The organism is Zunongwangia sp. L-65, assembly GCF_056859415.1.
Window position 1 is genome coordinate 44551 of record NZ_JBSXOK010000082.1, and the last position, 15174, is coordinate 59724.

At 35.5% G+C, this 15174-nt stretch carries 10 protein-coding genes; 5 read left to right on the top strand and 5 right to left on the bottom strand.

The window, feature by feature from the left end:
• Window positions 1–50: 50 nt before the first annotated feature.
• Window positions 51–842: an HAD family hydrolase gene (locus AC13DP_RS20545; RefSeq protein WP_228251164.1), complete on the top strand. Its 792-nt coding sequence runs from the start codon at window positions 51–53 to the stop codon at window positions 840–842.
• 208 nt (window positions 843–1050) lie between these two features.
• On the opposite strand, the gene AC13DP_RS20550 is transcribed toward AC13DP_RS20545, so the two are convergent.
• Window positions 1051–1797, bottom strand: coding sequence for a hypothetical protein (locus AC13DP_RS20550; protein WP_347406137.1), 747 nt, complete (start codon window positions 1795–1797; stop codon window positions 1051–1053).
• A 68-nt stretch (window positions 1798–1865) separates the two neighbouring features.
• Complete coding sequence (locus tag AC13DP_RS20555; RefSeq protein ID WP_347406138.1) at window positions 1866–2867, bottom strand: L,D-transpeptidase; 1002 nt, start codon at window positions 2865–2867, stop codon at window positions 1866–1868.
• A gap of 466 nt (window positions 2868–3333) precedes the next feature.
• Between AC13DP_RS20555 and AC13DP_RS20560 the strand changes: the two genes are divergently transcribed.
• Window positions 3334–4278 carry an oxidoreductase gene (locus AC13DP_RS20560; protein ID WP_483068389.1) on the top strand — a complete coding sequence of 315 codons (945 nt, stop codon included), beginning with the start codon at window positions 3334–3336 and terminating at the stop codon, window positions 4276–4278.
• Window positions 4279–4322: 44 nt separating this feature from the next.
• On the opposite strand, the gene AC13DP_RS20565 is transcribed toward AC13DP_RS20560, so the two are convergent.
• Window positions 4323–6281 carry a glycoside hydrolase family 97 protein gene (locus tag AC13DP_RS20565; protein WP_228251168.1) on the bottom strand — a complete coding sequence of 653 codons (1959 nt, stop codon included), beginning with the start codon at window positions 6279–6281 and terminating at the stop codon, window positions 4323–4325.
• Window positions 6282–6400: 119 nt separating this feature from the next.
• Window positions 6401–8293 carry a phosphoglycerate dehydrogenase gene (gene serA / locus AC13DP_RS20570; protein WP_347406140.1) on the bottom strand — a complete coding sequence of 631 codons (1893 nt, stop codon included), beginning with the start codon at window positions 8291–8293 and terminating at the stop codon, window positions 6401–6403.
• Window positions 8294–8620: 327 nt separating this feature from the next.
• Between serA and AC13DP_RS20575 the strand changes: the two genes are divergently transcribed.
• The 3 genes from AC13DP_RS20575 to AC13DP_RS20585 all read left to right on the top strand — a co-directional run bounded on the left by AC13DP_RS20575 (window position 8621) and on the right by AC13DP_RS20585 (window position 14271).
• Complete coding sequence (locus tag AC13DP_RS20575) at window positions 8621–9850, top strand: exonuclease SbcCD subunit D C-terminal domain-containing protein (protein WP_228251170.1); 1230 nt, start codon at window positions 8621–8623, stop codon at window positions 9848–9850.
• On the top strand, window positions 9847–12867 hold the full coding sequence (locus AC13DP_RS20580) for an SbcC/MukB-like Walker B domain-containing protein (protein ID WP_347406141.1): 3021 nt from the start codon (window positions 9847–9849) through the stop codon (window positions 12865–12867). Before AC13DP_RS20575 ends, AC13DP_RS20580 begins: the two co-directional genes overlap by 4 nt.
• 123 nt (window positions 12868–12990) lie before the next feature.
• On the top strand, window positions 12991–14271 hold the full coding sequence (locus tag AC13DP_RS20585) for a carboxypeptidase-like regulatory domain-containing protein (protein WP_347406142.1): 1281 nt from the start codon (window positions 12991–12993) through the stop codon (window positions 14269–14271).
• A gap of 154 nt (window positions 14272–14425) precedes the next feature.
• Here the strand turns inward: AC13DP_RS20585 and trhA are convergent, their stop codons facing one another.
• Window positions 14426–15082 carry a PAQR family membrane homeostasis protein TrhA gene (gene trhA, locus AC13DP_RS20590; RefSeq protein ID WP_347406143.1) on the bottom strand — a complete coding sequence of 219 codons (657 nt, stop codon included), beginning with the start codon at window positions 15080–15082 and terminating at the stop codon, window positions 14426–14428.
• Between the last annotated feature and the right edge of the window lie 92 nt (window positions 15083–15174).

Below are 15174 nucleotides of genomic sequence, written 5' to 3' on the forward strand. Positions count from 1 at the left end.
CGCTCAGTTTTCCATAGAAACCGCTATATTTAAGCTTTTAAAAAAATGCTATGATCAAATTAATAATCACAGATATGGATGGTACTTTGCTGGATGACCAGCATAATATTCATCCAGAATTCTGGGAAGTAGAAAAAAAGTTACGTGATAAAGGAATTATGTTTTCTGTAGCCAGTGGAAGGCAGTATTATAACCTGGTTTCTAATTTTGAGCAACTTAAAGGCCATATGATGTTTTTTGCCGAAAACGGTAGCTATGTGGTACATAAGGATAAAGAATTATATACCAACACAATGGATCGCGAACAGGCTAACGAGTTTATAAAACTTGGACGAGAAGCCGAGAATTGTAATTTGGTTTTATGCGGTATCAATTCGGCTTATGCTGAAAATGATGATGAAGAATTTATCAATGAAGTGGGTAAATATTACAAGCGTCTGGAAGTTGTAGATGACCTTACCAGTGTTAAAGATAAAGTTTTAAAGGTTACCCTTTGTAATTTTGAAGGGGTCGAAGAAAATACATTCCCTAAATTTGAGAAATTTCAGGACGATTTTAAAGTAGCGATCGCTTCAAGAATTTTTATCGATATTATGTCTAATACCGCCAATAAAGGAAATGCAATTAAAGGCGTACAGGAAGAATTAAATATTTCGCCTGAAGAAACCATGGTTTTTGGCGACTATTTAAATGATCTTGAAATGATGCAGAATGCCAAATACAGCTATGCGATGAAAAATGCCCATCCTGAAATCATTAAAGTCAGTAATTTTGTAACGAAATACGATAATAATGAAAACGGCGTGGTAAGAACGATCCGTGAATTAGGATTGGTAGATTAAGTGTTGCTAAAAAGACTAACCAAAATAGGATAAGTTAAACGACAACGAGGCTATCTAAAAGTATTCAAAAGTGTCATTTATAACTACCTGTCTGCCTACAGGTTCATTTCAGAATTTCACCATACTGATTAAACAATGTTTATGCTCACCTTAAAATAGGCTGCTTGGCTGGTTCAGGTTGAAAAAAAATGACTTTTTTGGACAGCACTTAATTGATAATAATATTGGTTATGTCTACACCGCTATTTCCTGTTTTGGGATCAAAAGCATAGACGGTAATGGTATAATTACCTTTACTTAAATCGATATTCCCCGAAAACGTACTGGATTTTTCAGTTTGTTGAAGCGCTACTTCTTTAAAAAAACCTTCGGCTTCTACTACGGCTTTAATTTGGAAATTACTAGCATTCCATAAGCCACCTTCTTCAACGGGACATCCACACATCATCACAATATTTGCTTTAATTTCTGTAGAAACACCACCAGGTATACGCTCATGGGTTTGCGGACTCAAAATATCGATGATAAAACCTGGAATTTCAAGGACCACTCCGTCTCCCATAATATCCTTACCCGGGATGACCCAGAGCTGGGTTGTTGATTTGACAATGGCCTGCCTTTTATGTATAGGAGCATAGGCTTCTACTTCTATAAAAGTAGGCGATTTTATATCTAATTTGGCTAAGTAGCCTGCAGTATTATTCTCTGAAAGATCCTGATAACGTGCTTTAGGTTCCTTCATGATCTTTTCCGTATTTCCCGTACTTCCAGAAGTAACTCCTTCTGCCAGCAGTTCTTTCGTTAAAGCATCCCTAACCACAATTTTTGCACCACCTACAGAGGTACCGATAAACTTGGCATCTTTAGCTTTAGCTCTTATCATCACATTGGTTTGAGCCATACTATGAAAACTGATAAGTACAATAATTAAAGTGAAAAAGCCGGAAAGTTTCATAAAATTTCTTTTACCGAAATATAATAAAAGATAAGAAAATTCAACAGCTATTTATATTTTATATTAATTTATGTCAATGGCTTTTCCGGTTCCTCTTCAACGACAAAATTTTTAGCATCATCTTTATACGATTGAATATGGGTTCTTAACATCTCCAATTCATCTTCTTTAAAATCATTACTTTCCAGGCTATCTGCCAATTGCAGCCAGGGTTTCTTTTTATTATAATCATACTCGCCATATACTATAAATGGGGTTCCATTCTTTTTTATGCTAGTTCCATTCAGTTTCCACATACTCGCCCAATCATAGATAAATTGAGCATCGTCCATATACAACCTAACGCAAGCATGACTTGCCGGATAACCAGGCAGCGAATATTGATGTGTACCTACCCCTTCAAAATTCATAAAATTGAAATAGTAAGGCAGTATCCAGTCTTTATTTACAGAACTCACCTTTCGCTTAGCTTTATAATTTCCATAATGCAATCCATTTGGTGTAGGAGTCGATTTCTTACCGCTACTTACCGGTCCCCATTTTATAAGTTTACCGGCTTCATATAAACCAAAAGCCTGGATACGTTGTGAAATTAAAACCAGTTTGGGAATAGTATCTACCATACCCAATTCTTTAGGAAAAGGACTATAGTCCATTAGATCTGTACTTATCGTATCTGGAACCACCAATTCTTTACCCGTCCAAACCTTACGTTGGTCTATCCTGTTTAGAGCGTAGATAATTTTACGCTGTTCCTCGCTGTACCGTGAATTAAAACTGTCTAAAGCCGTTCTGTTTTTTATAGAATCCACATGATATACAACAGCCAGTCTTTCTAATGGCGGATCTACAGTAATGGTGTCTAAAACTTTAACAGGAACTTCTACCGGCCTGGTACTCTCTTCATTTTTATTACAGGAACTTAAACAGTAAATAACAAAAAGTGAGCAGCCTACACTACAGCTTCTTAGGCTATTATTTAAAAATAAATCTGTTGGAAAAAAGGATTTAAGGGTATTAAAAAATGAGCTCATATTTAAAGCTAAATTACTTTTATAGATTTTCTTCATGGTAATAAATTAATCCTATGCTTAGGGATCAATGTAGCAATCAACAAAATTAGCAGATAACACCTCTGGAATCTGCTAATACCGAGTTAATTATTTGTTGAATTCTTATTAATATGAAAAAATGAAAAGTAATGGATGTTTTAAACTTGACAGTTCATTTAATGTAACGATAATGCTAATTTAAAACCATTTATATCACATTATTTTTAATTTGAAAGCTGAAAAATTTCTGAATTCGGAATTATGTCCTATTTAACAAAATAAACCGAATTTGCGTTTTACATTTAGGGCAAAATGAAGCTTAAAACAGGGCTAAATGTTTTAAAGCTTTGCATTTGCAAACTACAATTGAACTAAAAATTTGACCAGGATATAATCCACTAACCTCCATTATCAAAATAAAAAGTGTTCTATTAAGAATACATGATCCAAAAATCCAAATCAAAATCTCAAACAATAGTACTATATGAACTTTTGGTCTCTAAGTAAAGCAAAAAAAAAGGAAGGTAAAATTGCCATTGTAACCGGAGCAAATGCAGGTATTGGTTACGAAACTACCAAAGGACTTGCCAACGTAGGAGTTGAAGTGATTATGGCCTGCCGTGATCTACAAAAAGCTGAAACTGCGAAACAAAAAATATTAAAATCACTACCTGAGGCTAAATTAACGCTTATGGAAATTGATCTTGCCAGTCTTGCTTCTGTACGTGCTTTTGCTAAAAGTTTTAAATCCCAATATAACAAACTTGATATGTTGGTAAATAATGCCGGAGTAATGATGACACCTTTTCAGAAAACCGAAGATGGTTTAGAATTACAAATGGAAGTGAATTATTTTGGTCATTTTTTACTTACCGGATTATTGATTCCTGTTTTAGAAAAATCTTTTAGATCACGGGTAGTTAGCCTAAGTAGTCTTGCCCACCGCTGGGGAGACATTCATTTTGATAATTTGAATGCTGAAAAATCCTACGATAAGCGTCAATTTTATGCCCAAAGCAAATTGGCATGCCTTATTTTTGCTTATCATCTGGATAAAAAACTGGTAAAAAAAGGTTTCGATATGCATTCTTATGCAGCACATCCCGGGATTTCTAATACTAACCTAATGATAAACCTACCCGGATGGTTAAGATTCTTATCCCCCTTACTAATGCCCATATTTTCTCAATCTGCTGAAAAAGGTGCGCTTCCTATCTTACGTGCCTGCTTAGATGATACCTTGAATGGTGGAGAATATATTGGTCCTTCAGGAACCAAACAATATAAAGGACATCCCGTAATTGTAGATTCAGATTATAATTCTAAGGATAAATATAAAGCCAAAAAGCTTTGGAAAGAATCTGAAAAAATAGTCGATTTTGAATATTTTAAAGACAGAGAATTAAAAAAAGAAGCTCAGGCCTCATAGCCCGAGCTCTTTATGTTGATTGATCACCTAATCTAGTAATCTGTTTATTCTATTTTTGCAGCCCAGCCACCATTTTTAACGATGGTAATTTCTAAAACATCATCCTTTTTAACCGTTTTTGTCCTTTTTACATAATCCATGGCCTGTCTTTTGGCATTCACTCCATCTTCAAAAGAAGTAAGTTGCAAGGTTTCTCCTTCTGGTAAAAAATCTAACTTGATTTTAAACGTACGCTCGTCTTCTTTACTATTAGCAATGCCACCTAAATACCATTGTTTACCTTTTCTTTTAGCTACAATAGCATATTGGCCCACTTCAGCTTCCAGAGCAATTGTTTGATCCCAGGTAACCGGTACATCGGTGATAAATTGGGTGCACTCTTCGTTTTTAAAATAATTGGTTGGATTATCAGCTAGCATTTGCAAACCACTCTCAAAAATCACAAAAAAGGCCATTTGTTGAGCTCTTGTACCTATTGCGGCAGAATTTGGTCTTCTGCTGTAATAAAATTCGGGTTGCATGCTTATCATTGCTCCTGGGGTATAATCCATAGCTCCAACTGCATTTCTCATAAATGGTAAAAACAAACTATTATCCGGTGTGGCTCGTCCCATTTGTTCCATTCCCAAAACGCCTTCGTACGATAATATATTAGGATATTTGTATTCTAATCCAGCAGGCTTAAAAGAGCCATGAAAATCCACAAAAAGTTCATGTTTAGCTGCCTCTTTAGCGACACGTTCGTAAAAATGTACCATCCACTGGTCACTACGATCCATAAAATCAATTTTTATACCTGCAATTCCCCACTCTGCAAATTTTTCAAATAAATCAAAATGGTGTTCTACGGTAAGCCAGGTTAACCATAAAACAATTTTTACATTGCGTTTCTTCCCATATTCTATTAGTTCAAAAAGGTCGATATCTGGATTTGGAGTATAAGGATCTGTAGTACTTGCCGCCCAGCCCTCGTCCATAATAATGTAAGGAATTCCAAATTCAGATGCAAAATCGATAAAATATTTATAGGTCTCTTCATTAAAGCCAGCAACAAAATCTACATTGTAGGGTGAGGCTCCATTCCACCATTCCCAACTTACCTGGCCCGGCTTAATCCATTCAACATCTTTTAAAACATTGGGTGTTGCCAGGTTAGCACTCATCGTATTTTCTAAAATCTCTGTGTCTTTATCGCTAATCACGAAATAACGCCACGGCAGCGTTCTGTTACCATCGATTTTAGCTATATAATCGGCTCTTTTTAAAATCTTCATACTTCGATCTCCTTCATCTTCAAAATCAATTGGATTTTTCGGAAATACCGACTTCAACCCATTTCCCGTTCCTTTTACAAACATTGCCGGATAATTTAAAAGATCTGATTCTGAAATTAAGATTTTATGATTCCCGGCCGTTTCGATTAAAACAGGAAGAACCGACATGTTTTCTTCAGCAGTGAAATCCGAGCTTTTTAAATGCGTATAAGGGTATTCGTAAGAAGTTTTAAAAGAAGGTGTTTGTTGCAGGTGTAAGGTATATTCTGCAGGAAAAACGATATCAAAATTTTCTTGAATCACCTCTAAACTGCCTTTTTTACCTAATTTAAACCTATAGGCAATACCTTCGTTATATGCTTTAAACTCTATAGAATAGTTTCCTTTAAACTCTATTTCAATAGCTTTAAAGTCCTTTTTTATATTTGAAAATTTTAAAGGTACTATGGGCGAACGTTCCTCTGTTCCACTTGTATTTTTAACCTTTTTAATTTTTGGTTTTACCCCAAGCACTTCATTTTTCAACTGTAAACTTAAGGTGTTATTGCTGAGCAACAACTCTCCCTGAGCATACACCGAATAGTAAATACTATCCGAAATTTCAATGTTTATTTTTAAATCCTTATCAGGAGAGTCTAACTGATACTGCTGTTGGGCGTTACTTTGATAAATAAAACACGAGTACAATACGATCCAGATTAGACCAGCTTTAAATTTAGATAAATACATTTTTGCGATTTAAGTTAATGATTGCTAAATCGATTAAATATACACAAAAAATTAATTAAAATTAAAAAGCAGTATCAAATTGATACTGCTTTTTACTCACATATAATAAAAAGAAAAGTCTAGTAAAGAACTCTAAAACGTATTGTCCCTTCTATTCCTTTTAATTCTTTGATCACATCGTTATCATATTTTTTATTAATATCGGTGATCACATAACCAATGGTTTCGTTGGTTTTAAGATGTTGACCAACCACATTGATATCGTTTGCCGCCAAAATTCTGTTCATATGGGCAATAATACCGGGTTTATTATGATGAATATGAATTAAGCGGTGTGCATTTTCTAATCTAGGCAATTGTAAATTAGGGAAGTTTACACTATTTGTAGTTCCCCCCGTATTTATATATTCTATAATCTTACCGGGTACAAAATTTCCGATATTCTCCTGGGCTTCTTCAGTGCTTCCGCCAATATGCGGTGTAAGAATTACGTTTGGTAGACCTTTTAATTTAGAAACAAATTCTTCCTGATTGGTTTTTGGTTCTTTAGGAAATACATCTACGCCTGCCCCTTTTATTCTTCCAGAAGAAATATGTTTGTGCAAGGCTTCAATATCGATTACAGATCCGCGGCTAAGATTCAATAAATAAGAACCTTCTTTCATTAATGAAAGTTCGCGATCTCCTATAATATTTTTGTTTTCCTTTCTGCCATCTACATGAAAGGTGACGATATCCACAGTTTGCAATAATTCATCTAAAGAACTGCATTTTGTAGCGTTTCCTAAAGCTAAACGCTCTACAAGATCGTAGTAATATACATCAAAGCCTATACTCTCTGCCATGACAGAAAGCTGTGCTCCTATATTGCCATAACCTACAATTCCCAGTTTCTTTCCCCTTACCTCAAAACTTCCCGTAGCCGATTTATTCCAGATCCCCTGGTGCATCTCAGCAATACGATCTGGTAAATTGCGCATCAAGAAAATAATTTCTCCAATAGCCAACTCTACTACAGATCGGGTATTACTATAAGGTGCATTAAATACCGCTACTCCTTTATCAAGACAGGCTTCGAGATCGATTTGATTGGTACCAATACAAAAAGCGCCCACAGCCATTAATCGATTGGCGTTTTCTAATACTTTTTTGGTTAATTGCGTTTTAGAACGAATACCTAAAACATGAACATCTTTTATTTGTTCGCTTAATTCTTCTTCGTCCAAAGCACCAGCTATCGTTTGAACATTATAGCCTTCTTCTTTCATGATTTTTACAGCATCTGCATGAACATTTTCAAGAAGTAAAACTTTAATTCGGTTTTTTGGATACGAAATCGCTTTATTCATTTTATGTAGATATAAAAATTCATCGAAACTTGGAGTGATATGATCGGCTTTTTCAGTAACCTGATCCCGCTCCACATTTTCGGTAAAGGCATAAAATTTATTAGCAAGGCCGGCTGCCTTAATTTCATAATCGGTATAGCCGTCACCTATCACATAAACATCGCCTTGTAGATCCAGTGATTGTAATTGTTTTACTTTACCATTATTGCTGCTAAGTACATTTTCAGTATTAAAACCTACAATTTTGCGATTTTCATCAAATACAAAATCATTCGCAAAAACATGTTCTGCTTTAATACCCAATTCAGCAACAATGGGAATTATAAATTCTTTAAAACCATTCGACATGATATAAATATGGTCGCGGTTTTCTCTAAAGAACTCTTCGTTACGTCTAAAGGATTTAGAAATACGTGTTTTAAGATTTTCTATAAGAGGTTCAAGATGTTTTTCTTCGGCTTCCAAAATATCAAGGCGTTCCCTAAGCGAATCCCTAAAAGCTAGTTTACCTTCCATACCGCGGTCAGTAAGGGATTTAAGTTCGGCTAATTTTGCCGCTTTATCTTTTGCATTTGCAAGGGATATCTCTCCCAACACATCTAAAGCTTCTACCTGGGTAAAAGTACTATCGAAATCAATTACGTAATTCCTTTTGGTTTCCATTAGTTAGTATCGTTACTCTTTTAAAATTGAGTTCATCAAAACTACTATTTTTACCACAGTTATGACGCCTTAATTCATTAAAAAAGCGGCTTAGGTTACAAGATATCAAAGCTTTTTAAAAAGTCTTTATTTTTTATTCAGCCAATAGATTTTTTGTAGATAAAAAGCAAGTTTTTCCCTCTTTTGTTCAAAATCCGATAATTTAATTGAAGAAATTATTTTGAGTTAATTTCAGCTAAATCGAATTAGTATAATTTAAAAAGGATTTTTATTTGAATACCTTTGCCATTGTTCATCCATTTTTCTTCTTTAAAACAAAATTTCAGCATGAAAATTCTTCATACCGCCGATTGGCATATTGGTAAAAAACTGCATAAACACGATCTTTTTGCCGATTTTGATTTGTTTATAGATTGGCTTTGTAAGACTATTCAGGATGAAAATATTGAACTGTTATTGATCTCGGGAGACGTCTTCGATTTAGCGAACCCATCATCAGATGCCCGTAAACAATATTACCAGTCTCTTATAAAATTACAAAAACTGGACTGTAAAATTATCGCCACAGGTGGTAATCACGACTCGCCAGCCATGTTGGATGCCCCAAAGGAAATTTTACGCGAACTCGATATCACCATTATTGGCGGATTACCTGAAAAACTAGAAGAAAGCATAATCCCCATATTTAATGCCGAACAACAAGTCGAACTGGTAATTGCCGCTATACCTTTTTTAAGGGATGCCGATTTACGTAGTGCCAATGAAGGCATAACCTATGAGGATAGGATCGAAGCAATTAGAAACGGTATTCAACATACGTTTGAAAATGCAGCCGAAATTTGCCAAAATCAGTTTCCGGGCATTCCGGCTGTAGCCATGGGACATTTATTTGCTGCCGGAATCGAAACTTCAGAGAGCGAAAGGGATATCCAGATTGGGAACCAGGCAGCTTTTAATGCTTCTCAGTTTGGTCAATTTTTCAATTACGTTGCTTTAGGACATATCCATAAACCGCAACGTGTTTCCGCAGAAGTTCCGGTTTTTTATAGCGGCTCCCCTATTCCCCTTTCTTTTAGCGAACGGAAGGACGATAAAAGAATCCTGATTCTAGATACGGCAATCTCGTGGGAACCTAAAAGTATAACAATACCAAACTTTAGGAAATTACTAAAAATTAGTGGTGATCTTAACCAGATTGAATTCAAACTAAATACATTGGAAAATCATGATCACCTGGATTATTTGATTGAAGTTGATCTAATTGAAGAACAATATGACGCACAAAAAATTTACGCCCTTGATGTTTTGATCAACGGATTTAAAAAACCGGGCTATGAAATTGTAAAACAGCGTGCACAATTTAAAAATAAGTTGAAAGGAACGGCCGAATTATATGCGGAATCCCAACAACTGGAAGACCTAAAACCTACTGATGTTTTTGCTGAATTGGTAAGCTCTCACGATTACGAGGAAACCACGAAAAATGAAATCTGGAGCGCTTTCAATGAAATTTTAGAAGAAATTCACCAATCTGAAAATCTTGACCAACAAGCATGAAAATATTAAAAATTGAATTCGAAAATATCAATTCGCTTCGCGGACCGCAGCAAATCGATTTTAGCGATAAACCCTTTTCTGCCAGTTCGCTTTTTGCCATTACCGGCCCTACCGGAAGTGGAAAAAGTACGATTTTAGATGTGATTTGCCTGGCGCTTTTTAATCACGTACCACGTCTGGGGAAAATCACGAAAAACGAAATTATTGCCAAAGGCGCGATCCTTACCCGTAATCAAAAAGAAGCTTTTGCCAGGGTAACCTACGATTGCAAGCGGGGCGTGTATGCTTCTAAATGGTCTATTTCCACTAATCGTAATGATAATCTTAGAGATTATGAAATGGAAATTGCAGATTTGGCCTCTGGCAAATTAATCGATTTAAAAAAGTCTGATGTTCCCGCGAAAAACGAAGCGCTAATCGGTTTAAATTATAACCAGTTTATCAAAGCAGTTTTATTGGCCCAGGGTGAATTTGCGCAGTTTTTAAAAGTAAATAAAGCCGAACGTGGCGAGTTATTAGAAAAAATTACCGGAACGGGAATTTACCGTGAACTCGGCAAAAAAGCTTACGAAAAAAATAAAGAAGCTGGTAAGGAAATCTTGCAGCAACAGCAGGAAATCGAAATTATTCAAAAATCATTGCTGAATGACGAAGATCATGCTGAAATTTCAAAAGACTACGCTTCACAGCAAGCTGCCTGCGAACGTCTGGAAAAAGAGATTCAGCGATTATCGAAATTTGTTGAATTAAAAGAAGAAATTAAAAATCAGCAGTCCAATATTGCGAAGATTGCTGCTGAAAAAACACAGGCTGAAGAATACCTGAATCAGTTTAACGAGAATAACGGTAAGTCCCTTACCGAACACGAAAATTTACAGGAACACGCCGGCGATTTACGAAATTGGAAACAAGGCAAAGAAAACGAAGCAGAAATCTCTAAAGAAATTACTGAAATAGAAGCCAAGATTGGTGAAAATAAGCAGGCATTTTCAGGATTATTATCTGAAGTTTCCCAATTGTTAAAAACTGAGGTTTCAGCAAACGATTTTGAAGGAAAGCTGAATGAATTTACAGGTAAAATTCAGCAATTGGAAGAAGAACGCAAGGAAAAAGGTCGTGAATACAGCAAATTGATGGATGAGCTTAAGCTGAAAACAGGCGATTTATCGATTAATTTTAGTAAAAATCCAGATGAGAATATTCAGCAACTACAGGCAATTAGTAATTCGGCTGCAAATCGTATCGAAAATTATGAAGCTGAATTATCGAATTTTGATAGCGATGCAGAAGCCTTAAAGCTTCAGCTTAAAGAACAAACTGAAAAAACACGAGCGGCACAAAAAGCGAATTCGAAAATCGATGAAAGCGACAGAGAATTAAAAAAAATCGCTTCAGAAAAAACAACTATTAAAAAGCAAAGTGAAGCACTACCGCAGCAAATCAAAGACTTAGACACCAAAGTTCAGTTTCAGCAAAAAGACCTCGAAAACTTACAGTTACAGCAAAAAAATAAGTTACTAGAGGCGAGATTAGAAGATTTACGTCATAATTTAATTGACAATGAGCCCTGCCCGCTTTGCGGCGCCAAACATCATCCTTTTGCAGATCATGCCCCAGAAAAAGATAATCTTTTAGAAGAAAAAATTACACAACTTCAAAAAGAATTGCAGTTGAATTCATCGCAATTAGCTAAAATTCAGGCGAATTTTGAAAATTTTCAGCAGCGATTAAAAACACTGGAGATTGAGGAGCAGCAATGGAAAGCAACTTCCGAAGAAAAAAGAATAGCGTTTAACACCCAATTTAAAGATTTTGATCTTGCCACAGATGAGGTTTGGGAAAGTAGCATTGCCAGGTTAAGTGAGCAATTAGAGCTGATTGAAAAATGGGAAAAAGAGCAAAAACAATGGCAAATTGCTAAAAATGCGATTCCGTTACTGGAACAAACCAAAGAAATTATAAAACAGGGTCGGGACATTGCAGGGAAGCTTAAAGCTTTATATGATGGTGACGATATTGTGGAAAAAAATCGCTTATATCATCGCAGTTTTACCACATTAACTCAGCAGAAAAAGTCGTTGCAGGAACAGCTGGAAAATTTAAAAAGCAGGTTTCAAAAATTAACTTCAGAATTATTGATTTTGGAACAGCAGCTTAGTGTGGTTTTAAAAGAAAAAGGCTATGATAATTTACAACAGGCTCTGGAAAATTTACTACCAGAAAAAGAATATTTGCAGCTTAGGGAGCAACGCGAAAAACTTCAGCAAAGCTTATCACAATTAAGCACTTCGCAAAAATTGTTACAAGAACAATTAGAAGAAAAGCAGCGTCATGACATTGAAGAAACCTCGGGTGAATTACAGGATCAGCTTACCCAAAAACGCCAGAAATTAAACGACATAAATGAATCCAGTAAGGCACTCTATAGGCAGTTGGAAAACCAGAAAGAGAATCTAAATCAACTCAATAATATTAGAGTAGGAATTGCAGAAAAAGAGCAAAAAATAAAGCGTTGGCGATTACTAAATGAATTAATTGGCGATGCGACCGGCAGAAAATTTAACGAATTTGCACAGGATCTTACCTTAACCCAACTCATTGCTTTAGCCAATAAACGACTGGCCGATCTTAGTGATCGCTATGTAATCGACAAACCGATGGACGAAGAAGATGACGGATTAGTAGCAATCGATGAGCACATGGGAGGGCAACGACGATCTGTTAAAACACTTTCTGGCGGAGAGACCTTTATCTTAAGTTTATCGATGGCCCTGGCTTTATCTGATCTTGCATCTAAAAATGTAGAAATCAACAGCCTGTTTATAGACGAGGGCTTTGGCACTCTGGATCCTGAAACTTTAGATCAAACTCTGGACACTTTAGAAAAATTACAGGCAGAATCGTCGAAAACCATCGGTATCATTAGTCATGTGGATTCTTTAAAGGAGCGAATAGCAACACAGGTGATACTTAGCAGAAACGGACAGGGCTATAGCAGTATAAGCGTAAAAGGCTAAAATTAATAATTCATTATAAAAAAAGGTTTTTAGTTATTAATTTAACATTATAAAATACTTTAATTAAGTATTTATTAATATATTTAGTTAACTTATATTAGTTATAATTAAAACCTTACAGCAATGAAAGCAAGAACAACTACTCTACTAAGTTTTTGTTTTTCTGTTTGGTTACTGACTTTCCTAATGGTGAGTCCGGTTACGGCGAAAAGCCTTCCAGCAGAAAATATTGGAGATCCTTACCAGTCTTTTAAAGGCCGGGTAATAAACTCGGTGACCGAAAAGCCAATCCAATCGGCACATATAAATGTAAAAGGAACAACGATTTCTACCATATCGAATGTAGATGGTGAATTTTCTTTAAAACTACCCGCAGATATGGAAGATGCGTTGATAAGTATATCAGCACTTGGTTATCAAACCAAAGAACTTCAGCTGGATTATTTTAAAAGGGAAAATGTAATTATTGCGATGCAGGAAAGCGTACAGGAACTAGCCGAAGTAAATATTTATACCAAAGGTGACGCAACAGATCTGGTAAGAAAAATGATGCATAATCGTGATGAAAATTATGTGAGCGATGAAGCTTTAATGACTGCTTTTTATCGGGAAACCATAAAAAAAGGAAACCGTAACATTTCTTTATCTGAAGCGGTGACCGAGCTTCACAAGCAACCCTATCTTTCTAATAAAGACGACGATATTGCAATTTTAAAAGCCAGAAAAAGCACTGATTATAAGCGTCTTGATACAGTTGCCTTAAAATTAAGGGGCGGACCTTTTAATACCCTGTATATCGATGTGATGAAATATCCTCAATTTTTATTTGATATGGATAAATTAAATCTGTATAGCTTTAAATATGCTGAGCCTACAAAAATTGGCGAGCGATCATTGTATGTAGTCGATTTTCAACAAATAGAACGTGAGAAACCCTGGTATTATGGCAAATTATTTATCGACAGCAAAAGTTACACGTTGGTTAAAGCTGTTTATAGTTTAAATACAGATAACCGCCAGGTGGCCAGTAGAATGTTTACCAGTAAAAAACCTAATGGGGTAAAAGTATATCCCGATAATGTACAATATCAAGTAGACTATCGCGAAAACAATGGAAAATGGTTTTATGGCTACGGAAAAGCAGACCTTGAGTTTGTGGTAAACTGGAAGCATAAGATCTTTAATTCTCGTTACAAAATACATAGCGAAATGGCGATTACTGAATGGGAAGTTGCCAATATTATTGTACCTCATCATGAAGAATTTATAAAACCTGCTATCGTTATGGTAGACGATATTGATGGCTTTGCTGATGTAGACTTTTGGGGAAGCAATAATATTATTGAACCAGACAAAAGTATTCAAAACGCTATTGAAAAAATTCAGAAAAAAATAGCAGATTAAAAATATAGCTCTTTTGGGAAATGACCAAAAGACTAACGAGGGTTTAAGTGTTTGGGTTGAAACACCGGGATAGGGCTTTGTTCTTTTAAAGTTCTATGCCGGTATTTTTTTAACTTAAATGCTTCTTGGAGTTAGTGCAAGATGGTTTGCTATTTTATTCATTGGGGATTACATGATAATAGATGGCCAGAAAATGGCAAAAAGTGCCAAATAATACAAATACATGAAAAATGGCATGGTTGTATTTTAGCCTGTCAATACTAAAAATAACCGCTCCTATGGTATAAGAAATTCCGCCGGTAAAAAGCCATATTAAGCCGTCTTGAGATAAATTATCAATCAATGGTTTTACTGCAAAAACAATAATCCATCCCATTGCCACGTACATGATAGTACTTAAGGTTTCAAACCTGCCGGTAAAAAACAATTTTAAAATCACACCTATAATCGCTAAAGCCCAAACAACACCGAATATTATCCAGCCTACGCTTCCCTGTAAGGTAACCAGAGAAAACGGAGTATACGTACCGGCGATAAGAATATAAATTGAGGCATGATCCAGAATATTTAAACGGTACCGCAATTTACGTTCCCTTACGCTATGATAAAGTGTAGAGGCTGCATAAAGAAGGATAATACTGCTACCAAAAATCCAGTAACTTACTTTTAGCGCCATAAGGCTTAACTGTCCCGCTTTGACAATTAGTAGTATTAAGCCAATTACACTTAATAATAAGCCTATTGCATGTGAGATCACATTAAGACGTTCTTCAGATTTGGTATAATATTTTATCCTATCGCGATCTCTCATTATATTGGATAATAGGCACATTGCCTCGCTTAAAATTATGCTGTAAATTTATATATTGATCTGGATAACTGTTCGATTTTCCTTTCCAAAAA